Annotated in this window: 20 protein-coding genes; 15 read left to right on the top strand and 5 right to left on the bottom strand. The window is 68.7% G+C overall.

The window, feature by feature from the left end; all coding sequences use genetic code 11:
• Positions 1-30: 30 nt before the first annotated feature.
• Positions 31-1,344: a branched-chain amino acid transport system II carrier protein gene (brnQ, locus tag FHW81_RS18480; RefSeq protein WP_003113469.1), complete on the bottom strand. Its 1,314-nt coding sequence runs from the start codon at positions 1,342-1,344 to the stop codon at positions 31-33.
• Between the two features lie 525 nt (positions 1,345-1,869).
• On the opposite strand from brnQ, the gene FHW81_RS18475 reads away from it, so the two are divergent.
• The 5 genes from FHW81_RS18475 (at position 1,870) to nahK (ending at position 11,284) form a co-directional block, all read left to right on the top strand.
• Positions 1,870-3,573, top strand: a complete 1,704-nt coding sequence (locus FHW81_RS18475) for a phosphoethanolamine transferase (protein ID WP_004343291.1) — start codon at positions 1,870-1,872, stop codon at positions 3,571-3,573.
• A gap of 76 nt (positions 3,574-3,649) precedes the next feature.
• Positions 3,650-5,977 (top strand): pyrroloquinoline quinone biosynthesis protein PqqF, encoded by a 2,328-nt coding sequence (gene pqqF / locus FHW81_RS18470; protein WP_049876859.1) that lies wholly within the window; start codon positions 3,650-3,652, stop codon positions 5,975-5,977.
• A 266-nt stretch (positions 5,978-6,243) separates the two neighbouring features.
• Positions 6,244-7,443 (top strand): porin, encoded by a 1,200-nt coding sequence (locus FHW81_RS18465; RefSeq protein WP_023086329.1) that lies wholly within the window; start codon positions 6,244-6,246, stop codon positions 7,441-7,443.
• 102 nt (positions 7,444-7,545) lie between these two features.
• Positions 7,546-8,709, top strand: coding sequence for a nitric oxide-sensing protein NosP (gene nosP / locus FHW81_RS18460; protein ID WP_023089884.1), 1,164 nt, complete (start codon positions 7,546-7,548; stop codon positions 8,707-8,709).
• Positions 8,639-11,284: a hybrid sensor histidine kinase/response regulator NahK/ErcS' gene (gene nahK, locus FHW81_RS18455; RefSeq protein WP_010895594.1), complete on the top strand. Its 2,646-nt coding sequence runs from the start codon at positions 8,639-8,641 to the stop codon at positions 11,282-11,284. Before nosP ends, nahK begins: the two co-directional genes overlap by 71 nt.
• A 1-nt stretch (position 11,285) precedes the next feature.
• On the opposite strand, the gene FHW81_RS18450 is transcribed toward nahK, so the two are convergent.
• The gene (locus tag FHW81_RS18450; protein ID WP_003113465.1) at positions 11,286-12,149 is read right to left on the bottom strand and encodes a DMT family transporter; all 864 of its coding nucleotides are present in this window, start codon (positions 12,147-12,149) and stop codon (positions 11,286-11,288) included.
• 9 nt (positions 12,150-12,158) lie between these two features.
• On the bottom strand, positions 12,159-12,824 hold the full coding sequence (agmR, locus tag FHW81_RS18445; protein WP_023091386.1) for a response regulator AgmR: 666 nt from the start codon (positions 12,822-12,824) through the stop codon (positions 12,159-12,161).
• 515 nt (positions 12,825-13,339) lie between these two features.
• On the opposite strand from agmR, the gene FHW81_RS18440 reads away from it, so the two are divergent.
• Genes FHW81_RS18440 through FHW81_RS18430 form a run of 3 tightly spaced genes read left to right on the top strand, consistent with a single transcriptional unit; the run spans position 13,340 to position 14,829 of the window.
• On the top strand, positions 13,340-13,480 hold the full coding sequence (locus FHW81_RS18440) for a hypothetical protein (RefSeq protein WP_023091385.1): 141 nt from the start codon (positions 13,340-13,342) through the stop codon (positions 13,478-13,480).
• Between the two features lie 8 nt (positions 13,481-13,488).
• Positions 13,489-14,139: a sensor histidine kinase gene (locus FHW81_RS18435; protein ID WP_023091384.1), complete on the top strand. Its 651-nt coding sequence runs from the start codon at positions 13,489-13,491 to the stop codon at positions 14,137-14,139.
• Between the two features lie 12 nt (positions 14,140-14,151).
• On the top strand, positions 14,152-14,829 hold the full coding sequence (locus FHW81_RS18430) for a response regulator transcription factor (protein WP_003124732.1): 678 nt from the start codon (positions 14,152-14,154) through the stop codon (positions 14,827-14,829).
• Positions 14,830-14,855: 26 nt separating this feature from the next.
• On the opposite strand, the gene FHW81_RS18425 is transcribed toward FHW81_RS18430, so the two are convergent.
• Positions 14,856-15,503 carry a pentapeptide repeat-containing protein gene (locus FHW81_RS18425; protein ID WP_003088520.1) on the bottom strand — a complete coding sequence of 216 codons (648 nt, stop codon included), beginning with the start codon at positions 15,501-15,503 and terminating at the stop codon, positions 14,856-14,858.
• 53 nt (positions 15,504-15,556) lie between these two features.
• Complete coding sequence (exaA, locus tag FHW81_RS18420; protein ID WP_003088524.1) at positions 15,557-17,428, bottom strand: quinoprotein ethanol dehydrogenase; 1,872 nt, start codon at positions 17,426-17,428, stop codon at positions 15,557-15,559.
• Between the two features lie 312 nt (positions 17,429-17,740).
• Here exaA and pedF point away from each other — a divergent pair, with 312 nt between their 5' ends.
• From pedF to pqqE, 7 genes are all read left to right on the top strand, one after another.
• Positions 17,741-18,178, top strand: a complete 438-nt coding sequence (gene pedF, locus FHW81_RS18415) for a cytochrome c-550 PedF (protein ID WP_003107652.1) — start codon at positions 17,741-17,743, stop codon at positions 18,176-18,178.
• A gap of 86 nt (positions 18,179-18,264) precedes the next feature.
• Entirely contained in the window at positions 18,265-19,785 is a 1,521-nt protein-coding gene (gene exaC / locus FHW81_RS18410; protein WP_003117412.1) for an acetaldehyde dehydrogenase ExaC, read from the top strand.
• Between the two features lie 356 nt (positions 19,786-20,141).
• A complete protein-coding gene (gene pqqA, locus FHW81_RS18405; protein ID WP_003106462.1) occupies positions 20,142-20,213 on the top strand; it encodes a pyrroloquinoline quinone precursor peptide PqqA in 72 nt (23 codons plus the stop codon).
• A gap of 52 nt (positions 20,214-20,265) precedes the next feature.
• Positions 20,266-21,180 (top strand): pyrroloquinoline quinone biosynthesis protein PqqB, encoded by a 915-nt coding sequence (gene pqqB / locus FHW81_RS18400; protein ID WP_023091383.1) that lies wholly within the window; start codon positions 20,266-20,268, stop codon positions 21,178-21,180.
• 9 nt (positions 21,181-21,189) lie between these two features.
• Positions 21,190-21,942 carry a pyrroloquinoline-quinone synthase PqqC gene (gene pqqC, locus FHW81_RS18395; protein WP_003111679.1) on the top strand — a complete coding sequence of 251 codons (753 nt, stop codon included), beginning with the start codon at positions 21,190-21,192 and terminating at the stop codon, positions 21,940-21,942.
• On the top strand, positions 21,939-22,217 hold the full coding sequence (pqqD, locus tag FHW81_RS18390; protein WP_023091382.1) for a pyrroloquinoline quinone biosynthesis peptide chaperone PqqD: 279 nt from the start codon (positions 21,939-21,941) through the stop codon (positions 22,215-22,217). Before pqqC ends, pqqD begins: the two co-directional genes overlap by 4 nt.
• Positions 22,189-23,334, top strand: coding sequence for a pyrroloquinoline quinone biosynthesis protein PqqE (gene pqqE, locus FHW81_RS18385; protein WP_003119136.1), 1,146 nt, complete (start codon positions 22,189-22,191; stop codon positions 23,332-23,334). The genes pqqD and pqqE overlap by 29 nt, the downstream gene beginning before the upstream one ends.

Genomic DNA, 23,334 nt, shown 5'->3' with positions numbered 1-23,334 from the left:
GAGAACAAGCGGCAGGCCGCTGGGGCCTGCTCAGGCGGCGACTTGCGCAGGCTTGCCCAGCAGGCGGTCGACCAGGCTGCAGGCGGCGAGAGTGGCGACCGAGGGGATCAACCAGGCCAGGCCCTGTTCGGCCAGCGGCAGGTGCAGCAGCCATTGCGGGAAGTCCTGGCCCAGGCCCGCCGCCTTCAGGGCATCGAGCACGCCGAACGCCAGGGAAACCAGCATCACCGGGGCGAGGATGCGCGTCGCCGAATGCCAGAGGCCGATGCAGAAGCTCAGCGCCACCAGCACGATGCACGGCGGATAGATCGCGGTGAGCACCGGGATCGAGACCTGGATCAGCTTGGTCAGGCCGAGGTTGGAAACGATGAAGGAGAACCCTGCCAGGATGATCACCAGGCTGCGGTAGGACAGCGGCAGGCGCTGGCAGAAGTACTCGGCGCAGGCGCAGGTCAGGCCGACCGCGGTGACCAGGCAGGCCAGCGCGATAAGTCCCGCCAGGAACGAGCTGCCGAGGCTGCCGAAGGTATGTTGCACGTAGGCATGCAGGACCGCCGCGCCGTTGCTGGCGTCGGCGGCGATGGCATGGCTGCCGGCGCCGAGCCGGAACAGGCTGACGTAGACCAGCACTAGGCCGACACCGGCGATCAGCCCGGCGACGATGGCATAGCGGGTGATCAGCCGCGGCGACTGCACGCCGCGGGAACGGATGGCGTTGACGATGACGATGCCGAAGACCAGCGCGGCGAGGGTGTCCATGGTCAGGTAGCCGTTGACGAAACCCTGGGAGAACGCGGCCTGGGTGTACTCCGGCTGGGCCGTGCCGATCGGGCCGGCGGGCCAGAGGAAGGCAGCGACGCCGAGAATCGCCAGGGCGAGGATCTTCAGCGGGGCGAGGAAGCGTCCGACGGTGTCCAGCAGGCGACCGGGGTAGAGGGAGATGGCCAGGGCGAGGAGGAAGTACGCCAGGCTGTAGACGAACAGCGCCGTGCCGCTCTCGCCGAGCAGCGGCACCACGCCGACCTCGAAGGACACCGTGGCGGTGCGCGGAATGGCGAACAGCGGGCCGACCGCCAGGTAGCAGACCGCCGCCAGCAGGCCGCCGGCATACCTGCCGATCGGATGGCTGAGGGCGTCGACCGAACCGCCGACCTTGGCCAGGGCGATCACGGTGATCACCGGCAGCCCCACCGCGGTGATCAGGAAGCCCAGCGCCGCCAGCCACACATGGGGGCCGGACTGCAAGCCGACGATGGGCGGGAAGATGATGTTGCCGGCCCCGACGAACAGGGCAAAGGTCATAAAACCAAGCGCCAGGATGTCCCGGCCTTTCAAAGCGTTCATGCTGGAGAGGTACCGCGCTGCTCGAGGAAATTCACAGAAGGGTTTCCCGGGGGGTAGGGGAAACGGCACTCATCTGGATGGGACGAGCAGGGGAGGCGGCCGCCGTCCTTGTGGGAACCGGGCCGTAAGCTTGGCATGCTAACGAAAATGCCGTGGTCGCGGGATAGACATTGGTCTGGCTGTCCTTTTGTTGAAAAACGACGTCGCAATCAGAACAGTCCGTAGGCACCGGCGCCGGAGCGCTCCGCATTCCTTGCCGCTTGCTGTCTTCCGCCTGCGTCGGCGGCGCCATACGGGGGTATGACGGCGAACCCGGAAAACGCCCGGAAAGCTTCCCGCGAACTTTTTGAAATCCGGCTGAAAGCCCCGGAATACAAGGGCTGCGGCGCTTCCGAAGGGTTACGTTTTCTGTAGGTATTCTTCACGAAAGATTGACGGATCGCCGAGCAGACTGCCGCCGTCGTCGAGTGCTGCCAGGGGCAACGCTGCGCACGGCAACCCGTAAGTCAGTGAAGATCCGTGCCCATGTCGAAAGCCCGCGCCGTCCGTCCCGAACTGCTGACCCTGCTGGTCAGCCTCGCCTTCCTGCTGTTCTACAACCTGCCGCTGTGGCAACGCCTGCTGGCGATCACCCCGGGGGGCTGGCAGGGCCTCGGCATGATGCTGGCGGTCGGCCTGATGATCGCCGCGATCTTCAACCTGGCGCTGACCCTGCTGGCGTTCCGCTGGCTGCTCAAGCCGGCGCTGACCCTGCTGATCCTGGCGGCCGCCGGTACCACCTACTTCATGACCCAGTACGGCGTGCTGATGGACGTCGGCATGCTGCGCAACGTCATGCAGACCAACCCGGCCGAGGTCGCCGACCTGCTTTCGCCGAAGCTCGCCGTCTACCTGGTGTTGCTTGGTGCGCTGCCGGTCTGGCTGCTGTGGCGCACCCCGGTGCGCTACCGGCCGTGGCCACGCGAGCTGCTGAGCAAGCTGCTGGTGGCGCTCGCCTGCCTGGCCCTGCTCGCCGGGGTGGCGCTGGCCAATTACCAGGGGCTGTCCTCGCTGTTCCGCAACAACAAGGAACTGCGCCTGCAGGTCACCCCGAGCAACCTGGTCGGCGCCGCCATCGGCTACGCCAAGGGCCAGGCCCAGGCCGCCAGCCAGCCGCTGCGGCCGATCGCCGTCGATGCCCGGCGCGCCGCCCTGTGGCAGGGCCATGCGCGCAAGTCGCTGACCGTGCTGGTGGTGGGCGAGAGCGCGCGGGCACAGAACTTCGGCCTCAACGGCTACGCTCGCGAGACCAACCCGCGGCTGAAGGCCGAGGAGGGCCTGATCAACTTCTCCAACGTGCACTCCTGCGGTACCGAGACCGCGGTGTCGGTGCCCTGCATGTTCTCCAACCTGGGCCGCGCGGACTACAGCGACGCTCGCGCGCGCACCCAGGAAGGCCTTCTCGATGTGTTGCAGCGCGCAGGCCTGCGGGTCCTGTGGCGGGACAACCAGTCCGGCTGCAAGGGCACCTGCGACCGCGTCGCCTTCCAGGACCTGAGCGAGAGCAAGGATCCGGCCCTGTGCGCCGGCGGCGAGTGCCATGACGAGATCCTCCTGCGCGACTTGCAGGCCTTCATCGACGGGCTGCAACAGGACACCGTGCTGGTCCTGCACCAGATGGGCAGCCACGGCCCGGCCTACTTCAAGCGCTATCCCAGGGAGTACGAGAAGTTCACCCCGGTCTGCGCCAGCAACGACTTCAGCGCCTGCTCGCGGGACAGCATCATCAACGGCTACGACAACACCCTGCTGTACACCGACCACGTGCTGGCCAGCCTGATCGACCTGCTGCGCAAGAACGAAGAGCGCATCGATACCGGCATGCTCTACCTCTCCGACCATGGCGAGTCGCTCGGCGAGTACAACCTCTACCTGCATGGCACGCCTTACCTGCTGGCGCCGGACCAGCAGAAGCACGTCGGCATGCTGGCCTGGTTCTCGCCCGGCTACCAGAGCGCCTTCGGCCTCGACAGTAGCTGCCTGCGCCAGCGCAGCAACGAGGAGCTGTCCCAGGACAACCTGTTCCACTCGATGCTCGGCCTGCTGGAAGTGCGCACCGGCGCTTACGATCCCGGCCTCGACCTGTTCGCCCCGTGCCGTGCGCCGGAGGTCCTGCAGGCGCTCAAGGCCGACGGCGGACGGGCGCTGTACTCCGAGGAAGCGTCTGGCCAGGAGCCGCCGGCTTCCTGATACGACTCGGCGAAAGGACTATTTCCTTCGCCTCGCGGAAGGGTAAGGTTCAGCCTCGGAACCCGCGAGGACGCCCATGGATCGCCACGCCCAACACCACCCCAGGAGCCGCGCCTGCGTGCTGCCCAACGGCCTGCGCCTGCACCTGGCGCATGATCCGGCGGCATCGCGCGCCGCTGCCTGGCTGCGGGTGGCGGCGGGCAGCCACGACGAGCCGAGCGCGCATCCCGGCCTGGCCCACTTCCTCGAGCACCTGTCGTTTCTCGGTGGCGCGGCGTTTCCCGGCGACGAGCGCCTGATGCCGTGGTTGCAGGTGCGCGGCGGCCAGGTCAACGCCAGCACCCGGGGCAGGACCACCGACTATTTCTTCGAGGTGACGGCGGAGCACCTTGGCGCCGGTCTGGCACGGCTGATCGACATGCTCGCCCGCCCCTTGCTGGACATCGATGCGCAACGGCGCGAGCGCGAAGTACTCGAGGCCGAATACCTGGCGCGCTCGGCCGACGAGCAGACCCTGATCGACGCGGCGCTGGCCCTCGGCCTGCCCGCCGGACACCCCCTGCGGCGTTTCGCTGCCGGGCGCCGCGACAGCCTGGCCCTGGAGAACGATGCGTTCCAGCGGGCCCTGCGCGAATTCCATGCCGCCCACTATCACGCCGGCAATTGCCAGCTATGGCTGCAAGGGCCGCAGGCACTGGACGAGCTGGAGAGGCTGGCGCAGCGTGCCTGCGCCGACCTGCCGGGGCGCGCGCCAGGCGCGAGTCCGCCGCCGCCGCCGTTGCTGCCCTTCGCCGGCGAAGCGCTGGCGCTGCGCCTGCCGGGACCGCCGCGGCTGGTGCTGGGCTTTGCCCTCGACGCTTTGCGGGAGGCCGACGAACAGACCCTGCAGGCGTTCGCCGAATTGCTCGGCGATCGCTCGCCGGGCGGGTTGCTGGCGGCACTCGGCGAACAGGGCCTGGGCGAATCGGCGGCGCTGCGGGTGGTTCATCGGGACGCGCGGCAGGCGCTCCTGGCGTTGACCTTCGAACTGTTCGACGGCAGCGCGGCGGCGGCGCTGGAGGCGGCCTTTTTCGACTGGCTGGGCGACCTGCGCGACGATGCCGCCAGCCTGCTGGCGGCGCGCCGGCCGTTGCTGGCGGAGCCCACTGCACCGCTGGAGCGACTACGCCAGCGCGTTCTTGGCCTGCCAGCGGAGATTCGCCCGGCCTGCCTGGACGCGCTGCGCGCCGACCGTTGCCTGCGGCTGCACCTGGACAGCGAACTCGACGGTGCCGAAGCGCGCTGGTCGGCGGGCTTCCGCCTGAGTGTGGCGCCGGTTGCCGCAGCGCCGCCGCTGGCCGCGCAGCGGCATGCCTGGCGCTTCGAACTGCCGTTGCCGCCCAGTGCCGCCGCCGAGGGCGCGCTGTTCCTGCGCTGGCGCTTTCCCGGTGTGCCCGCACGGTCACGCTTCCTGGCGCTGCGCCAGGCGTTGCGTCCGCTGTGCGGCCAGGCGCGCCTGGGGGGAGTGGAGATGGGCCTGGAGGCGCTCGGCGAAGACTGGTCGCTGAGCCTGCTCGGTCCGCGCGATCGCCTCGAGGCCGCCGTGCGCCCGGCCCTGGCCCGGCTCCTCGCGGCGCCGCCCGACTGGCGCGCAAACGGCGAGCGTCTGTCCTCCGCCGAGCGGCGCTGCAGCGCCACTGGCCTGCCGATCCGGCAGTTGCTGGACGCCTTGCCCGGCCTACTCGGCGAGCCGCTGGCGGAGGTCGACGACTGGCGGCGGACCCGCTGGGACGCCTTGGTCATGCAGGCCGCGATGCCAGATCCCCGATGGATGCCCGGCCAGGCTGCCGGCGAGCGCCTGGAGCCTCTGCCGCCGAGGCCCGGACGGCATCGCCGCGAACTGGCCATGGACGGCGAGTCGGCGTTGCTGCTGTTCTGTCCGCTGCCCACGCAGGAGGTGCCGATGGAGGCGGCCTGGCGCTTGCTGGCGCGCCTGCACGAACCGGCCTTCCAGCGGCGCCTGCGCGACGAGCTGCAACTGGGCTACGCGTTGTTCTGCGGCTTCCGCGAGGTCGGCGCCCGGCGCGGCCTGCTGTTCGCCGCGCAATCCCCGCGTGCCTGCCCGGAACGCCTGCTGGAGCATATGGAGACCTTCCTCCAGCGCTCCGTCGAGGCGCTCGCGCAACTGCCGGCGCAACGCCTGGCCGGCCTGCGCGAAGCCCTCGCCGACGACCTGCGCCGAGCGCCGGGTAGCTTCGCCGAGCGAGCACGGCGCGCCTGGGCGGAGCACCTTGGCGGTGGCGCCGGTCGCTCCCGGCTGCTCGCCGAGGCCGCCCTCGGCCTGAGCGGCGACGACCTGCTCGCGGCCCAGGCCCGGTTGCTGGAGGCGCGCGGCGGCTGGTGGGTGCTTTCCAGCCGGCGCTGAAGCGAGCCACGCGGTAACTCGACGACAGCCTTGCCGGCGTCACTGCGGCGTTAGGTCGAAAGCCGCGCTGCTTCGGTGGCGCTCCCGCCGCGACCAAGGTTGCGCTACCGCCGGAGGAGCGCTGCCCGCGCCTTGCGCAGCGGCACGCGCGCCCACCATGAAGAAGCGTCGAAGCAGGCCCAAGGAAGCGTATGGCCGGGCTTTCCCGGTTTCGATAATCGGCTCCGCCACGACCGGCCCGGTCGTTTCACCTCGCGGAGTGCGCCATGAACAAGAACAACACCGCCGTTCGCCGAATCCTGCCGCTGACCCTGGCCTCGCTGGGTGCCCTGGGCGGCCTGCAACCGGCCGCCGCCGACATCCTGCTGTACGACAAGGACGAGACCACCTTTTCCACCGACGGCTACTTCAACGCCTTCTACGTCAACAGCGACGTCGACCGCCAGGGCGAGACCTACGATCGCCGCCAGTCGCGGGTGAAGATGGGATTCCTGCCGAACTACATCGGCTTCAACTTCGGCAGGAAGGTCGACGAGCTGAGCCTCGGTGGTCGCGCTTCCTTCTGGGTGACCATCAACGACAGCGAGACCGACGGCACCGATACCGCCATCGACGTCCGTCAGTTCTACGGCACGGTCGCCGGCGACTGGGGCGAGGTGCTGATCGGCAAGGACTTCGGCCTGTTCTCGCGCTCGAACATCTTCCTCGACGAACTGCTGGCCGGTTTCGGCAACCCCAGCGACACCCTCGGCCTGGTGGACGGCAAGGGCGTCTCCTTCGGCAACATCGGCACCGGCTATCCGTATCCGTTCCCCACCTCGCAGATCACCTACCGCAACAACAACCTGCTGCCCGGCCTGCGCATCGCCGTGGGCATCCTCGACCCGATCGACTCCAACCAGATCGACAAAGATGCCAGCGACGGCCTCGACGACAAGGCCTACCAGGACAACCCGCGCTACGAGAGCGAGGTCAGCTACCAGTTCGACCTGGCCGGGGCGCAGGTCTACAGCTGGATCAACGGCGGCTACCAGACTTCGAAGAACACCAGCGACAGCGTCGACAGCGTGACTTCCAAGGGGGTCGGCTATGGCTTGCAGGTGAAGATGGGCGGTTTCTCCGTGACCGGTTCGGGGTTCACCGCCAAGGGCATCAATCCCTTCTTCACCAACAACGCCGGCGAAGCCGCGCTGCGCGAGGTGGACAGCCGCGGCGCATTGCTGCAGGGCTCGTATTCATGGGGCAAGAACCGCCTGGCGCTGTCCTACGGCAAGACCGTCGACGACGGCAACGGCCTGGGTTCCGCGGCCGACTACGAGAGTCGCGGCATCGCCTATTTCCGCACGATCAACGACAACCTCAAGCTGGTCGCCGAGCTGAACCGCTACCGGATCGAGGGGCGCGACGGTGCCGCGCTCGACGAGGACACCGACACCGTGGCCCTCGGCGCCGTACTGAACTGGTGATACCGCTACTTTCGAAGGACCCCGCCGCGACCCAAGTAGGATAGGGGCCGCGGCGGCGCCCTTCGTAGAATGCTGGCGAGGCGGAACGACGGGGGAGCGGGCATGTACGAAGGGCAGGGGGAAGGGGTCAGCAGGGGCATGTCCAGCGCGCGCGACGTCGAAGTGGTGGCCCAGGACCTGGCGCGCCAGCTTATCCATCCGCACCTGGGCTTCGTGCTGTTCTTCTGTTCCGCGGAATACGACCTGCCGGCCCTTGCCGAGATGCTCGAACGCTACTTCGGCGGCATCGACCTGGTCGGCTGCACCACAGCCGGCGAGATCACTCCGGCGGGCTACGGGCGCGGCTGCGTCAGCGCGGTGGGCTTCGACGTGCGCAGCTTCGCCATCAGCAGCGCGCTGATCGACGAAATGGAGCGCTTCAGCCTGCTGGACGCGCAGCAGATGGTCGAGACCCTGGTGGCCGGCTGTCGCCGCGGCGGCCTGGCGCCGATCAAGGACCACAGCTTCGCCCTGACCTTGCTCGACGGCCTGTCCAGCCGCGAAGAGGTGGTGCTCGCCGCGCTTGGCGCGGCGCTCGGCGCGATCCCGCACTTCGGTGGCTCGGCCGGCGACGACCGCCACCTGACCCACACCCATGTCTACCACCAGGGCCAGTTCCATACCGGGGCGGCAGTGGTGGTGCTGGTCAACACCTGGCTGGACTTCGAGGTCTTCACCACCCATCACGTGGTGCCGCGCGCCGAAAAGTTGGTGGTGACCCGCGCCGACAGCGGCAGCCGGCGGGTCCACGAACTCAACGCCGAGCCGGCGGCGCTGGAATACGCCCGGCTGGTCGGGGTGGCACCGCAGGCGCTGGATTTCGCCCTGTTCTCCGCGCATCCGCTGGCGGTGCGGGTCGACGAACGCTATTACGTGCGCTCGATCCAGCAGGCCAACGAGGACCTGAGCCTGACGTTCTACTGTGCGGTGGAGAACGGCATCGTTCTCACCGCGATGAGCACCGGCCCGCTGTTGCCCAACCTGGAGGCGCAGTTCCGCCGCCTCCACGAGCGCCTCGGACCGCCGTTGCTGACCATCGGTTGCGACTGCTTCCTGCGGCGCCTGGAGCTGGAGGTCGGCGGTGACACGCAAGCTACCGCCGCGTTTCTCCGCAGCCAGCAGGTGATCGGCTTCAACACCTACGGAGAGCAATTCAATGGCATGCATATCAACCAGACCTTCACCGGGGTCGCCATTGGCCGACCCCGCGGAGGTGTCCGTCGCTGAGCTGCAGGCGCGGGTCGTCGCCCTCGAAGAAGAGCGGCACAAGTTGCAGCGGATCAACCAGGCGCTGATCGGACGCATCGAGTCGAGCGCCGCGCAGAGCGACGAGGCCTACGGCGCCTTCCAGTATTCCGTGGTGCTGGCCGAGCAGGTCCGCGAGCGCACCGACGCGCTGAGCCAGACGATGCTCGAACTGAAGGCCAGCAACCAGTTGCTCAGCGACGCTCGCCTGCGTGCCGAGACCGCCCACCAGCATCTGCTCGACGCCATCGAAAGCATCTCCGACGCCTTCGTCCTGTTCGATCCGCAGCAACGCATCGTGTTGTTCAACGAGCGCTTCCGCGCGCTGTGGATCGACAGCCGGGCGCGGATCGGCCCTGGCATGCGCCGCGCCGAACTGCACCGGCTGGCGCGTAGCGGCGGGCTGATCGTCGAGGAACAGCGCGGCGGCGACCAGCAGACCCTGTACCGCCTGCGCGACGAGCGCTGGCTGCGGATGAGCGAGCGACCGACCCGCGACGGCGGGCTGGCGGTGCTCTACAGCGACGTCACCGAGATCAAGCTCAGCGAGACCGCGCGCCGCGAGCAGGCGCTGGCGCAGAAGTCGCACCTGTTACAGCGGGCGGTGGACAATCTCTCCCAGGGCGTGGCGATGGTCGGTGCCGACGGCGTGCTGGAGTTGTGGAACCGGCGCTTCCTGGAGCTCTGCGGGCTGGCGCCGATCGCCGGGCACCGGGCCTTCGCCGAAGTCATGGCGGAGAGCGAATTGCCGTTGCTCACGCCGCGCAGCCAGGACTCCCAGGGGAGTCCGCTGAGCGCCCGCGAGCAGCGCCTGTTCGATGGCCGGGTGCTGGAGATCCGTACCCATGCGCTGCCCACCGGCGGCTTCGTCAACACCTTCACCGACATCACCGAACGCTATCGCCACGCCGAGGCGTTGCGTGCCAGCGAGCGCTGGATCCGCCTGATCACCGACCAGGTGCCGGCGCTGATCGCCTATCTCAGCGACGAACTGGTCTACGAATTCACCAACAAGGTCTACGAGGAGTGGTACCGCTGGCCCAGCGGCTCGATGCTCGGCCGCTGCCTGCGCGACGTGCATGGCGCCGAGCACTGCCGGCGCCTGGAGCCGTACTTCGAGCGGGCCCTGGCCGGCGAAAGCGTGACCTTCGAGATCGCCGAGACCGCGTTGTCCGGCGAGGAGCGCTACATGCAGCGCTCCTACGTGCCGAACCGCCAGGCCGACGGCCGGGTCGCCGGGCTGTTCGTGCTGATTCGGGATATCACCGAGCGCCGGCGGACCGCCGAGGCGCTGCACCAGGCCTACCAGAACCTCGAACAGCGGGTGCGCGAGCGGACCGCCGAGCTGACCACCCTCAACGACCAGTTCAAGCGCGAGATCCACGAGCGCAGCCAGGTCGAGGCGCGCCTGCGCGAAGCCAAGCGCGAGGCGGAACAGGCCAACCTGTCGAAGACCAAGTTCCTCGCGGCGGTCAGCCACGACCTGCTGCAACCGCTGAACGCCGCGCGGCTGTTCACCAGCGCCTTGCAGGAGCGCGGCAGCGCGACGCGGGACAACGAGGCGCTGGTGAACAACATCAGCCATTCGCTGGAGGACGTGGAGAACCTGCTCGGCACCCTGGTGGACATTTCCAAGCTGGACGCCGGCGTGATCACCCCGGACATCGCCCCGTTCGAGCTTGGCGAACTGCTCGGCAACCTGGCCGCGGAGTACCGCCAGGTAGCCGCCAGCGAAGGGCTACGCCTGGACTTCGTGGCCTGCGGGGCGCTGGTCCGCAGCGACCAGCAACTGCTCGCGCGAATCCTCCGCAACCTGCTTTCCAACGCCATCCGCTATACCCCGCGAGGGCGCGTGCTGCTGGGTTGCCGCCGGCATCGGCAGCGCCTGTCGATCGAGGTCTGGGACACCGGGGTGGGCATCGCCGCCGACAAGCTCGGCGAGATTTTCCAGGAATTCAAGCGCGGCGAGTCACAGCGTTGTCACCAGGACCGCGGGCTCGGCCTGGGATTGGCGATCGTCGACAAGATCGCCCGCATGCTCGGCCACCGGGTCCGGGTCGGCTCGCTGCCGGGCAAGGGCTCATGCTTCGCCATCGAGGTACCGCTGGCCCGCCATGCCCCGCGCAGTCGCGCCGAGCCGCTGGCCAGCGCGGACGACCTGCGCGAGCGCCTGCGTGGTTCGCGGGTGTGGGTGCTGGACAACGATGCGGCGATCTGCGCAGGCATGCGCACGTTGCTCGAAGCCTGGGGCTGCCGGGTAGTGACGGCGCTGTCGGAGGAAGACCTGGCGCGACAGGTCGACAACTACCATGCCGAGGCCGACCTGCTGATCGTCGACTATCACCTCGACGACCAGCGCAACGGCGTCGACGCGGTCGCCGCGATCAACGCCCGGCGCGGCTCGCCGCTGCCGGCGCTGATGATCACCGCCAACTACAGCAACGAGCTCAAGCAGCAGGTCCGCGAGCTTGGCCATACCCTGATGCACAAGCCGGTGCGGCCGATGAAGCTGAAGACCGCGCTCTGCCACTTGCTGGAGCGCGAAGCCTCGGTCTGATTCAGGCGCCTTCGCGCGCCGCGCGGCCCAGGCGCGGGGCGAGGATCAGGGCGATCCCGCCGAGCACCGCCAGGGTCGCCGGCGGCAATCGCGGGGCGAGCGGCTCGCCGAGCAGCAGGGCGCCGCAGAGGGCGGCGAGCACCGGCACGCTGAGCTGCACCGAGGCGCCCTGGATCGCCGTCAGCCCCGGCAGTGCGCTGTACCAGACGGCGTAGCCGAGGCCGGAGGCGAGGGCGCCGGAAAGCAGGGCATAGGCCAGCCCGGCGCCGTCCAGCCGCAACTGTCCGTGGAATGCCAGGAGCAGCAGGGCGGCGAAGGCAAGGGCACGCAGGAAGTTGCCCGCGCTGACCGCCAGCGGATCGCCGCCGCCGCGGCCGAGCAGGGTATAGAGGCCCCAGGCGAGGCCGGACAGGAGCATCAGCAGGGCACCGCCCAGCGGCGGCGCGCTGGCTCCGGGGAGCAACAGGAACAGCAGGCCGCCCAGGGCCAGCAGGAAACCGAGCAGCGCCTGTCCGCCCAGCCGTTCGCCGCGCAGCAGGCCGGCCAGCAGCAGGGTGACCTGTACCGCGCCGAATAGCAGCAGCGCTCCGGTGCCGGCGTCCAGCTGCACGTAGGCGTAGGAGAACGCGGCCGCGTAGACGAACAGCGCCGCCGCCCCGCGCCAGCCGCCGCGCGCGGGCGTGGCCGGGCGCCGGCGCAGATGCAGCAGGACGGCGAGCATGAGGGCGCCGGAGAAGAGACGCAGGGCGGTGAAACTGACCGCGTCGATGGCGGTGTCCTTCAGCGCCGCGCGGCAGAGCAGCGAATTGCCGGCGAAGGCCAGCATCGCCAGGACAGTGAGCAGCAGGGTACGGCGGTCGGGCATCGGCGGGTCTCAGCGGCGCAGGTAGGCGGCGAAGTCGATGTCGCCGGCGCTGAGGATCGCCTGGACCCGGTTGTGTACCTTGAGCTTGCGCAGGATCGCCGAGACGTGCGCCTTCACCGTGGTCTCGGCGATGTCCAGGTTGTAGGCGATCTGCTTGTTCGACTCGCCCCTGGTCATCCGCTCCAGCACCAGCAGCTGCTTGCGGGTCAGGGCCTGGAGCAGTTCCGGGGAGATGCCGTGTTCTTCGTGGCCGCTGCGTCGCGGCGAACTCTTCTGGGTGCGGATCACGTCCGAGGGCAGGTAGACGTTGCCGTTGAGGATCTGCTCGATGGCTTCGGTCATCTGCGCGCGTGGCGAGGACTTGGTGATGAAGCCCACCGCGCCGTAGGTGATGGCCTGTAGCACCACCTGCTTGTCCTGCTCGGCGGAGACGATAACCACGGGAATGGTCGGGGCCTCGTTGCGCAGGTTCATCAGGCCGTTGAGGCCGTGCATGCCGGGCATGTTCAGGTCGAGCAGGATCAGGTCGAGGTCGTCGTGTTCCTGGGTCAGGCCCAGGGCGCTGTCGAGGTCGGCGGTTTCCATCACTTCGCTGCCGGGGAATCCGTCGGCGATGACATTGTGGATGGCCTCGCGGAACAGCGGGTGGTCGTCGGCGATCAGGATCTTGTACATGGCCTGCACCTCGTTATTGTCGTTATGGGCGGCTGGTGGCGGCTCGGGGCACGCGGGCGGATGCGAATGCGCTCACGGTAGCAGTCGTGGGCGCGATAGCCCAGCGGGTGGGCGTTCCGCCGCGCGCTGCCGGGGACGCGTCGCGGACGGTCGGCAGCCGGGTAGGCGGAGAAGGCGAACTCGGTACTGCGGCGGGACCGCCGCAGGGTAGTCGGGCGCTACGCGGGACAAGGCAAGGCGGGGCATGGCGGCTTCTCGTCGGTTCTTCTTGTATGCGTCATTACAGGGCAGGCGCGCTGCTTTGGAAATTCGACGTCCGGAGGGGTGAACCAGTACCAAAGTAGCAGAACCAGGCGCTTGCGCAGCGCTCCTGCTGCATCGGCGGCGCCCGCAAGGGCGGCTGGAGGCGGGTGGCCGCGCAAAAGTAGCGGCCCGGCAGTACCAAGGTAGTAGCACGCCGTGGCTCCGCGCGTCCTAGCATGTCTCGATAACGACAATGGACAGGAGTCGCCGCCATGCGCATCGCCGTCACCCTGGTGTTGCCCATCCTGCTGATCCTCAGCCTGCTCGGGGTCGATTTCCTCTATTCCCGCCACCTCGGCCAGGAAAGACCTGCCGCCTGCGCCGTCGGACAGGCCTGTCGGATCGCCCCCTGAGCCACGCCATGGATGACCTGCGACCCGCCGGCCCGGCGGAGTACCGCTGGCTGCTCGCCGTGCAGGAGCGCGAGCGGCGCTTGCTGGCCCAGGCGATGCATGACGATATCGGCCAGTACCTGACGGGCATCCGCACCCAACTGTTGTTGCTGCGCTGCACGGCAGGCGACGGGCAGCCGGCGCTGGCACGCCTGGAGCGCTACTGCCAGGGGCTGGACGACAGCTTCCGCGCGCTGCTGCGCGGTCTACCGCCGCCGGCCCTGCAACGCCAGTCGCTGGACGAGGCGCTGCGCGCCTGCGTGGCGGACTGGCAGGAAGGCCAGGGCATCGCCTGCGAGCTGCGCCTGGGCGGTCCGCTGCCGCCCCTGGATGCGGCGGCCGGGACCCATCTCTACCGCCTGTTGCAGGAGGCGCTGAACAACGTCGCCCGGCATGCCGGCGCCAGCCGCGTGCGGATCCGCCTGCAATGCCGTGGCGGCTTTCTCTACCTGAGCGTACGCGACGACGGTCGCGGCTGCGCGGCGGACCCGGCACCCGGCTTCGGCCTGGACTCGATGCGCCAGCGCGCGCGCTGCCTGGGCGCTGAACTGAGCCTGCGCAGCCGTCCCGGACAGGGCCTGGCGTTGCGCCTGCGGATGCCGCTGGAACGCGACGACTGAGAGGAGAGGACGATGAAGATCCTGCTGGTGGACGATCATTTCGTGGTCCGCGAAGGGCTGGCCGCGCTGTTGCGCGGGCTGCTCCCCGACGTGGAGGTGAACGAGGCCGGCGACGGCGAAGAAGCCTTGCAGGCGGTGCAGCGGGAAATTCCTTCGCTGGTCATCGTCGATCTCGGCCTGCCGGGCATCAGCGGCCTGGAACTGACTCGCCGGCTGCGCCAGCGCCTGCCGCAGTTGCGTGTGCTGTTCTTCAGCCTCCACGACGAACTGGCCCTGGTGCGCCAGGCGCTGGATGCCGGTGCCCGCGGCTACGTGACCAAGCGAGCGGCGCCGACGGTGCTGCTGGAGGCGATACGGCGAGTGCTCGCCGGCCAGCTCTATCTGGAGCAGCCCCTGGCCACGCGCCTGGCCTGCCAGTCGTGGGAAGAGCAGGGCGGGGCAGCGTTGCGCGGGCTGACCCGTCGCGAGTTCGAGATCTTCCGCCTGCTCGCGCGTGGCCTGGCCCTGCGCGAGGTGGCCGAGCACCTGGGGGTAAGCGCCAAGACCGTGTCCAACCATGTCAGCCTGCTCAAGCAGAAGTTGCAGGTGAGTACCCAGGCGGAACTGGTGCACCGGGCCATCGACAGCGGCGTGCTGCGGCTGGGCCTGCCGCTGCCGCTCGCCGAGGAGGCTCGCGGCAGCCTCGGCTAGGGGGGCCGTCGCTGCTGTCCGGCGCTTCACTGCCAGCCCGCGGGGCAATCCTTGCAACCCTGCATGTTGCTGCCCTGGAAGTTGCCGAAGCGCACCTTGCTGCCGCGCAGGTCGGCATCTTCCAGGTTGGCCTCGGCCAGCTTGACTTCCTGCAGGTTGGCGTCGCGCAGGTCGGCGCCCTTGAGATCGGCGCGGGACAGCCAGGTCATCTCCAGGTCGGCGGCGCGCAGCGTGGCCTGGTGCAGGCGGCCGCCGCTGAGACGGGCGAACTCCAGGTAGGCGGCGGTGAGGTCGGCGCCTTGCCACTGGGCGCCCTGGGCGAACAGGCCCCAGGCCTGGATCGCCACCGCCCTGGCGCCGGAGAGGTCGGCCCCGCGCAGGTTGGCTTGCTGCAGGCTGGCGCGGGTGAGGTCGGCACCACGCAGGTTGGCTTTTTCCAGGTTGGCCAGGTCGAGCCTGGCGTGACGCAGGTCGGCGCCGGAGAGATCGGCGCCGGCCAGGTCGATGCGGCCGAGGTCGAGGTTGCGCAGGTCGGCGCCGCGCAGGTCGGCCTTGGCGCAGCGCGCGCCGGGCTCCAGGCGGCAGCCGGCGATGACGCGGACGTCGTCGATGTCGTCGGCGGCCTGGGCCAGGCCGGCGCCGAGCAGGGCGGCGCAGAGGAGGAAGGTCTTCATCGGGATACTCCGCAGGCGGGGAAAGCCGCGCCTCGCAGGGCGCGGCGCGGGGATCAGCGGCTGGCGGTGCGGTTGTCCCAGCTGGGCAGCTTGAATACCCAGAAGGAACCGCCCTGGGCCACCGGCCGGGTCAGGTCGGCCATGTCGCCGCCCCACAGCGGCACGGCGCCGCCGTAGCCGACGGTCACGCCGAGGTACTGCTCGCCGTCCTGTTCCCAGGTGATCGGTGGCGAGACGATGCCGCTGCCGGTCTGGAATTTCCACAGCTCCTTGCCGCTCTTCGCGTCGAAGGCCTTGAAGTAGCCGTCGCCGGTGCCGGTGAACACCAGGTTGCCGGCGGTGGCCAGCACCCCGGCCCAGAGCGGCAGGTGTTCCTTGTGTTCCCAGACCACCTTGCCGCTGACCGGGTCCATGGCGCGCAGGCTGCCGACGTGGTCGTCGTACATGCGCTTGATCCGGAAGCCCATGCCAAGGTAGGCGCTGCCCTTCGTATAGCTGACCTCCTCGGTCCAGTAGTCTTCCTTCCAGTGGTTGGCCGGCACGTAGAACAGGCCGGTGTCCTGGCTGTAGGCCATCGGGTTCCAGTTCTTGCCGCCGAGGAACGGCGGCGATACTTCCACCGCCTTGCCATGCTTCTGCCCCGGTTCCGGCAGCGGCGGGCGCTGGCCCTCGCGCTCCACCGGGCGGCCGGTCTTCAGGTCGATGTGGCTGGCCCAGGTGATGTTGTCGACGAAGGGGAAGGCGTTCTGCAACTTGCCGTTGCTGCGGTCGACCACATAGAAGAAGCCGTTGCGGTCGGCGTGGGCGGTGGCCTTGACGATCTTGCCGTCCTTGGCCTTGTAGTCGAACAGCACCAGTTCGTTGTTGCCGGAGAAGTCCCAGGCGTCGTTGGGGGTGTGCTGGTAGAACCACTTCACCTCGCCGCTGCTCGGGTCCACCCCGACCTGGCCGGAGGTGTAGAGGCTGTCGTAGTCGTGCGGGTTGCCGCCCTTGGCGGTGCGCGCCCAGGTGTTCCACGGGCCGGGGTTGCCGGCGCCGACGATGATGGTGTTGGTCTCGGCGTCGAAGCTGGCGCTCTGCCAGGGAGCGCCGCCGCCGTGGCTCCACGACTCGACCTTGCCGGTCGGCGAGTTGCGATCGTCCGGCCAGGAGGGTGCCTTGACGTCGCCGGTCACCGTGCTGTCCTTGCCGTTCAGGCGGCCCATGTGGCCTTCGACGAAGGGACGCATCCAGATTTCCTCGCCGGTATCCGGATCGCGGGCGAACAGGCGGCCGACCACGCCGAACTCGTCGCCCGAACTGCCGTGGATCAGCAGGACCTTGCCGGTCTTGCCGTCCTTCACGATGGTCGGCGCGCCAGTCATGGTGTAGCCGGCGCCGTGATCGGCGAACTTCTTCTTCCACACCACCTTGCCGGTGTTCTTGTTCAGCGCCACCACCGAGGCGTCGAGGGTGCCGAAGAACACCTTGTCGCCATAGATCGCGGCGCCGCGGTTGACCACGTCGCAGCACGGGCGGATGTCGTCGGGCAGGCGGTGGTTGTAGGTCCACAGGCGCTTGCCGGTCTTCGCATCGAGGGCGAACAGCCGCGAGTAGGAGGCGGTCACGTAGATCACGCCGTCGCTGACGATGGCCTGGGACTCCTGGCCGCGCTGTTTCTCGTCGCCGAAGGAGTACGACCAGGCCGGGGTCAGCTTGAACACGTTGTCGGCGTTGACCTGCTTGAGCGGGCTCCAGCGCTGGGCGTGGGTGCCCATGCCGTACTGCAGCACGTCGCCGGTGGTCTTGTCGTCGTTGGCGATGTCCTCCCAGGTCACATCCTTGGCCAGCGCGGCGCCAGCGCTGCCCAGGGCGACGGCGAAGGCGAGGCAGTGCAGGCTCGGGCGCAGGAGGCCGGCAGGGGCGGGTGAGGTTCTTGTTGTCATGATCGGGTTCCCGTTTGGAGTGAGGGTCGAGAAACGGCAGGCCGCTGCTCGGGCCGCGGCGGCTTCATGGTGGAAGCGGGGCGCGCCGACGGGAACGGAAGATCGCCCGATTCGTCCGGGAAGACTTCCCGGACGGGGCATGACTTGGACTTGCTGCCAAAGCCCCGCGTAAGGCCTTCCGAGGCTCTACTCCGAAGGGAGTAGGCGAGGACGCCCAAAGCAGGATTCGGGCGCGCGGCGGAGCTTCCTAGGATGGCGATGAGCGCCGTTTGGCGCCCGTGCCTTGTCCTGTCTCCCCGGAGGAATGAAGTGATGAACAAGAACAACGCCTTGCGCGGCCTGCTGGTGCTGGCCGGTCTCAGCCTCTCGAGCCTGGCGCTGGCCCACGGCGATGTGACCCCCCAGGCAGTGGACACCAAGGGACTCGAGCCGCTGGGCAAGGAATGGCGCGACACCAACCCCTACCGCAAGCCCTACGCCAAGCACGACCTCGCCGTCGAGATCGGCGCCTCCGCCTACAACCAGAACTGCGCGCGCTGCCACGGCCTGGAAGCCAAGTCCGGCGGCATCGCCCCGGACCTGCGCCTGCTGGAGACCGGCGCCGAGGGCGACGAATGGTTCAAAGAGCGGGTCATCAACGGCGCGGTGCGCGATGGCGCGGTGTACATGCCGAAGATGGCCGACTTCATCAGCCAGGAAGGCCTCTGGGCGATCCGCAGCTATCTGGAAAGCGTGCACGTCGACGAGTGACGCGCCCGACCCTTCGCCGCCGACCGCGGCGCCCTTGCACGAGTCCGCCGCGCCACGGCGGAACGACCACACAGGAGAGCTTCGCCATGATCTACGCAGCGCCCGGAACCCCCGGTGCCGTCGTTACCTTCAAGCCTCGCTACGGCAACTACATCGGCGGCGAGTTCGTGCCTCCGGTCAAGGGCCAGTACTTCACCAACACCTCGCCGGTGAACGGCCAGCCGATCGCCGAGTTCCCCCGTTCCACCGCCGAGGACATCGACAAGGCCCTCGACGCCGCCCACGCCGCCGCCGACGCCTGGGGCCGCACCTCGGTGCAGGAGCGTTCGAACATCCTGCTGAAGATCGCCGACCGCATCGAGCAGAACCTGGAACTGCTCGCCGTCACCGAGACCTGGGACAACGGCAAGGCCGTGCGCGAGACCCTCAACGCCGACATCCCCCTGGCCGCCGACCACTTCCGCTACTTCGCCGGCTGCATCCGCGCCCAGGAAGGCTCCGCCGCCGAGATCAACGACAGCACCGTGGCCTACCACATCCACGAGCCCTTGGGCGTGGTCGGGCAGATCATCCCGTGGAACTTCCCGCTGCTGATGGCCGCCTGGAAGCTGGCCCCGGCGCTGGCCGCCGGCAACTGCGTGGTGCTCAAGCCGGCCGAGCAGACCCCGCTGGGCATCTGCGTGCTGCTGGAACTCATCGGCGACCTGCTGCCGCCGGGCGTGCTCAACGTCGTCCAGGGCTTCGGCAGGGAGGCCGGCGAGGCCCTGGCCACCAGCAAGCGCATCGCCAAGATCGCCTTCACCGGTTCCACCCCGGTCGGCTCGCACATCCTCAAGTGCGCGGCGGAGAACATCATTCCCTCCACCGTCGAGCTGGGCGGCAAGAGCCCGAACATCTATTTCGAAGACATCATGCAGGCCGAGCCGGCGTTCATCGAGAAGGCCGCCGAGGGCCTGGTGCTGGCCTTCTTCAACCAGGGCGAGGTGTGCACCTGCCCGTCCCGCGCACTGGTCCAGGAGTCGATCTACCCGGCGTTCATGGAAGAGGTGCTGAAAAAGGTCAGGGCGATCAAGCGCGGCGACCCGCTGGACACCGAGACCATGGTCGGCGCCCAGGCTTCCCAGCAGCAGTACGAGAAGATCCTCTCCTACCTCGACATCGCCCAGCAGGAAGGCGCCGAGCTGCTCGCCGGCGGCAGCGTCGAGAAGCTCGAAGGCAACCTGGCCAGCGGCTACTACATCCAGCCGACCCTGCTCAAGGGGCACAACGGCATGCGCGTGTTCCAGGAGGAAATCTTCGGCCCGGTGGTCGGCGTCACCACCTTCAAGGACGAAGCCGAGGCCCTGGCCATCGCCAACGACACCGAGTACGGCCTCGGCGCCGGCCTCTGGACCCGCGACATCAACCGCGCCTACCGCATGGGCCGCGGGATCAAGGCCGGTCGCGTGTGGACCAACTGCTACCACCTGTACCCGGCCCACGCCGCGTTCGGCGGCTACAAGAAGTCCGGCGTCGGTCGCGAGACGCACAAGATGATGCTCGACCACTACCAGCAGACCAAGAACCTGCTGGTGAGCTACGACATCAACCCGCTGGGCTTCTTCTGAGCGGTCCTCAGCCGCCGCGGATCGCTCCGACCCGCGGCCTTTCCGCCAAGGCACCTGCGGGTGCGCTCGTCCCGCGTCCCGACGCGGCTTTCCCCATGGCGGGTTCTGGCGCGACGCGGCCCTGGCCGCGTCTTTTTTTTCGCCTCGCCGCCGCCCCTGCATGGACTAGGCTTCTGCCCTGCACCAGGGCGAACCAGGGGGCGCAACGGCGTTCTCCCGGCGAACCTTGGGCGGGACAGGCAGTCCCTACCAAATCAGGGGGAAAACTCCTTCGAAAGTCTCATTCGGAGCGAGCCCCGCTGATGTTTAACTCGACCTGCCGGAATCGCCCGGCCCCACCAGAGAGGATCGACCCCATGTGGACCAAGCCCAGCTTCACCGACCTGCGTCTCGGTTTCGAAGTGACCCTCTACTTCGCCAACCGCTGATCCGTTCGGCCCCGGTCTTCCGGGGCCTCCCTCCAGCCCGCGGGGCAGACCCATGCACATCCGTATTCTCGGTTCGGCCGCCGGCGGCGGCTTCCCCCAGTGGAACTGCAACTGCCGCAACTGTCGCGGGGTCCGCGACGGCAGCGTAGCGGCCCAGCCACGCACGCAATCCTCCATCGGCCTGTCCGACGACGGCGAGCGCTGGATCCTCTGCAACGCCTCGCCCGACATCCGTGCCCAGATCGCCGCCTTCCCGGCCCTCCAGCCGGCGCGTCGGCCGCGCGATACGGCGATCGGCGCGATCGTCCTGCTCGACAGCCAGATCGACCACACCACCGGCCTGCTCAGCCTGCGCGAAGGCTGCCCGCACGAAGTCTGGTGCACGCAGATGGTCCACCAGGACCTCAGCGAAGGCTTCCCGCTGTTCCCCATGCTTTCCCACTGGAACGGCGGCCTGCGCCACCGGCCGATCGCCCTCGATGGCGCGCCTTTCGCCATTCCGGCCTGTCCGCGCCTGCGCTTCACCGCGATCCCCCTGCGCAGCAGCGCGCCGCCGTATTCCCCGCATCGCGGCGACCCCCATCCGGGCGACAACATCGGCCTGTTCGTCGAGGACCTCGATAGCGCCGGTACCCTGTTCTATGCGCCGGGCCTCGGCGAGGTGGACGAGGCGCTGCTCGAATGGATGCGCCGCGCCGACTGCCTGCTGGTGGACGGTACGCTCTGGCGCGATGACGAGATGCTGGTCTGCGAGGTCGGCGACAAGCTCGGCCGGCAGATGGGGCACCTGGCGCAGAGCGGGCCGGGCGGCATGCTCGAGGTGCTGGCGAAGGTGCCGGCCGCGCGCAAGGTGCTCATCCACATCAACAACACCAATCCCATCCTCGACACCGCTTCGGCAGAACGCGCCGAACTGGATGCCAGTGGCATCGAAGTGGCCTGGGATGGCATGCACATCCAGCTGTAGGGGGCCAACATGAGCCGTGCCGCCATGGATCGCGCCGAATTCGAACGGGCGCTGCGCGACAAGGGACGCTACTACCATATCCACCATCCGTTCCATGTCGCGATGTACGAGGGCCGTGCCAGTCGCGAACAGATCCAGGGCTGGGTGGCGAACCGTTTCTACTACCAGGTCAACATCCCGCTGAAGGACGCGGCGATCCTGGCCAACTGTCCCGACCGCGAGGTCCGCCGCGAGTGGATCCAGCGCATCCTCGACCACGACGGCGCCCCCGGCGAGGCGGGCGGCATCGAGGCCTGGCTGCGTCTGGCGGAAGCGGTGGGCCTGGAGCGCGAGCAGGTGCTCTCCGAGGAGCGGGTGTTGCCCGGCGTGCGCTTCGCCGTCGACGCCTACGTCAACTTCGCCCGTCGCGCCAGTTGGCAGGAGGCGGCGAGCAGTTCGCTGACCGAACTCTTCGCCCCGCAGATCCACCAGTCGCGGCTGGACAGCTGGCCGCGCCACTATCCGTGGATCGAGGCGGCCGGCTACGAGTATTTCCGCAGTCGCCTGGCCCAGGCCCGGCGCGACGTCGAGCACGGCCTGCGGATCACCCTGGAGCACTATCGGACCCGCGAGGCACAGGAACGCATGCTGGATATCCTGCAATTCAAGCTGGACGTGTTGTGGAGCATGCTCGACGCGATGAGCATGGCCTACGAACTCGAACGCCCGCCGTACCATACGGTGACCCGCGAGCGGGTCTGGCATCGGGGGCTGGCATCATGAGCCTGCCGTCGCTCGACATCGTGCCGATGCTGCGCCGGGGCTTCCGCTTCCAGTTCGAACCGGCCCAGGACTGCCATGTGCTGCTCTACCCCGAAGGCATGGTCAAGCTCAACGACAGCGCCGGGGAAATCCTCAAGCTGGTCGATGGCCGCCGCGACGTGGCGGCCATCGTCGCGGCGCTGCGCGAGCGTTTCCCCGAAGTCCCCGGCATAGACGAAGACATCCTGGCGTTCCTCGAGGTGGCCCATGCGCAATTCTGGATCGAGCTGCAGTGAAAGCGTGGGGCCGCCGCTCTGGCTGCTGGCCGAGCTGACCTATCGCTGTCCGTTGCAGTGCCCGTACTGCTCGAACCCGCTGGAATTCGCCCGCGAGGGCGCCGAGCTGAGTACCGCGGAATGGATCGAGGTGTTCCGCCAGGCCCGCGAGCTGGGCGCCGCACAGCTCGGTTTCTCCGGCGGCGAGCCGCTGCTGCGCCAGGACCTCGCCGAACTGATCGAGGCAGGGCGCGGCCTGGGCTTCTACACCAACCTGATCACCTCCGGCATCGGCCTCGACGAGGCACGCCTGGCGCGCTTCGCCGAGGCCGGGCTGGACCACGTGCAGATCAGCTTCCAGGCCGCCGACGAAGAAGTGAACAACCTGCTCGCCGGCTCACGCAAGGCCTTCGCCCAGAAACTGGCGATGGCCCGCGCGGTGAAGGCGCACGGCTATCCGATGGTGCTCAACTTCGTCACCCACCGGCACAACATCGACAACATCGAGCGGATCATCCAGCTGTGCATCGAGCTGGAAGCCGATTACGTCGAACTCGCCACTTGCCAGTTCTACGGCTGGGCCGCGCTGAACCGTGCCGGGCTGCTGCCAACCCGCGCCCAACTGGAGCGCGCCGAGCGGATCACCGCCGAATACCGCCAGCGGCTGGCCGCCGAAGGCAATCCGTGCAAGCTGATCTTCGTCACCCCCGACTACTACGAGGAACGGCCGAAGGCCTGCATGGGCGGCTGGGCCAGCGTATTCCTCGACATCACCCCCGACGGCACCGCGCTGCCGTGTCACAGCGCGCGGCAATTGCCGGTGCAGTTTCCCAACGTGCGCGAGCACAGCCTGCGCCACATCTGGTACGAATCGTTCGGCTTCAACCGTTACCGCGGCGACGCCTGGATGCCCGAACCCTGCCGTTCCTGCGAGGAGAAGGAGAGGGACCACGGCGGCTGCCGCTGCCAGGCGTTCCTCCTCACCGGCGATGCCGACGCCACCGACCCGGTCTGCGCCAAGTCGGCACGGCACGACCTGATCCTCGCGGCCCGTCGCCAGGCCGAGGAGGCGCCGCTTGGCCTGGACGCGCTGACCTGGCGCAACCAGCGCGCGTCACGCCTGATCTGCAAGGCCTGA

The organism is Pseudomonas sp. RC10-4-2, from assembly GCF_050433085.1.
Taxonomy (GTDB): domain Bacteria; phylum Pseudomonadota; class Gammaproteobacteria; order Pseudomonadales; family Pseudomonadaceae; genus Pseudomonas; species Pseudomonas aeruginosa.
Note: the sequence above shows the minus strand (reverse complement) of the source record. Positions and strands in the feature narration are given on the sequence as shown.

Excerpts from the sequence above, each read along its gene's own strand:
- FHW81_RS18440 (WP_023091385.1), top strand. The coding sequence starts at position 13,340 with ATGCGCATCGCCGTCACCCTGGTGTTGCCCATCCTGCTGATCCTCAGC.
- pqqE (WP_003119136.1), top strand. The coding sequence starts at position 22,189 with ATGCGCAATTCTGGATCGAGCTGCAGTGAAAGCGTGGGGCCGCCGCTC.
- exaC (WP_003117412.1), top strand. The coding sequence starts at position 18,265 with ATGATCTACGCAGCGCCCGGAACCCCCGGTGCCGTCGTTACCTTCAAG.
- pqqD (WP_023091382.1), top strand. The coding sequence starts at position 21,939 with ATGAGCCTGCCGTCGCTCGACATCGTGCCGATGCTGCGCCGGGGCTTC.
- pqqF (WP_049876859.1), top strand. The coding sequence starts at position 3,650 with ATGGATCGCCACGCCCAACACCACCCCAGGAGCCGCGCCTGCGTGCTG.
- pqqC (WP_003111679.1), top strand. The coding sequence starts at position 21,190 with ATGAGCCGTGCCGCCATGGATCGCGCCGAATTCGAACGGGCGCTGCGC.
- nosP (WP_023089884.1), top strand. The coding sequence starts at position 7,546 with ATGTACGAAGGGCAGGGGGAAGGGGTCAGCAGGGGCATGTCCAGCGCG.
- pedF (WP_003107652.1), top strand. The coding sequence starts at position 17,741 with ATGAACAAGAACAACGCCTTGCGCGGCCTGCTGGTGCTGGCCGGTCTC.
- pqqB (WP_023091383.1), top strand. The coding sequence starts at position 20,266 with ATGCACATCCGTATTCTCGGTTCGGCCGCCGGCGGCGGCTTCCCCCAG.
- FHW81_RS18465 (WP_023086329.1), top strand. The coding sequence starts at position 6,244 with ATGAACAAGAACAACACCGCCGTTCGCCGAATCCTGCCGCTGACCCTG.
- FHW81_RS18450 (WP_003113465.1), bottom strand. The coding sequence starts at position 12,149 with ATGCCCGACCGCCGTACCCTGCTGCTCACTGTCCTGGCGATGCTGGCC.
- FHW81_RS18435 (WP_023091384.1), top strand. The coding sequence starts at position 13,489 with ATGGATGACCTGCGACCCGCCGGCCCGGCGGAGTACCGCTGGCTGCTC.
- brnQ (WP_003113469.1), bottom strand. The coding sequence starts at position 1,344 with ATGAACGCTTTGAAAGGCCGGGACATCCTGGCGCTTGGTTTTATGACC.
- FHW81_RS18430 (WP_003124732.1), top strand. The coding sequence starts at position 14,152 with ATGAAGATCCTGCTGGTGGACGATCATTTCGTGGTCCGCGAAGGGCTG.
- agmR (WP_023091386.1), bottom strand. The coding sequence starts at position 12,824 with ATGTACAAGATCCTGATCGCCGACGACCACCCGCTGTTCCGCGAGGCC.
- nahK (WP_010895594.1), top strand. The coding sequence starts at position 8,639 with ATGGCATGCATATCAACCAGACCTTCACCGGGGTCGCCATTGGCCGAC.
- FHW81_RS18425 (WP_003088520.1), bottom strand. The coding sequence starts at position 15,503 with ATGAAGACCTTCCTCCTCTGCGCCGCCCTGCTCGGCGCCGGCCTGGCC.
- FHW81_RS18475 (WP_004343291.1), top strand. The coding sequence starts at position 1,870 with ATGTCGAAAGCCCGCGCCGTCCGTCCCGAACTGCTGACCCTGCTGGTC.
- exaA (WP_003088524.1), bottom strand. The coding sequence starts at position 17,428 with ATGACAACAAGAACCTCACCCGCCCCTGCCGGCCTCCTGCGCCCGAGC.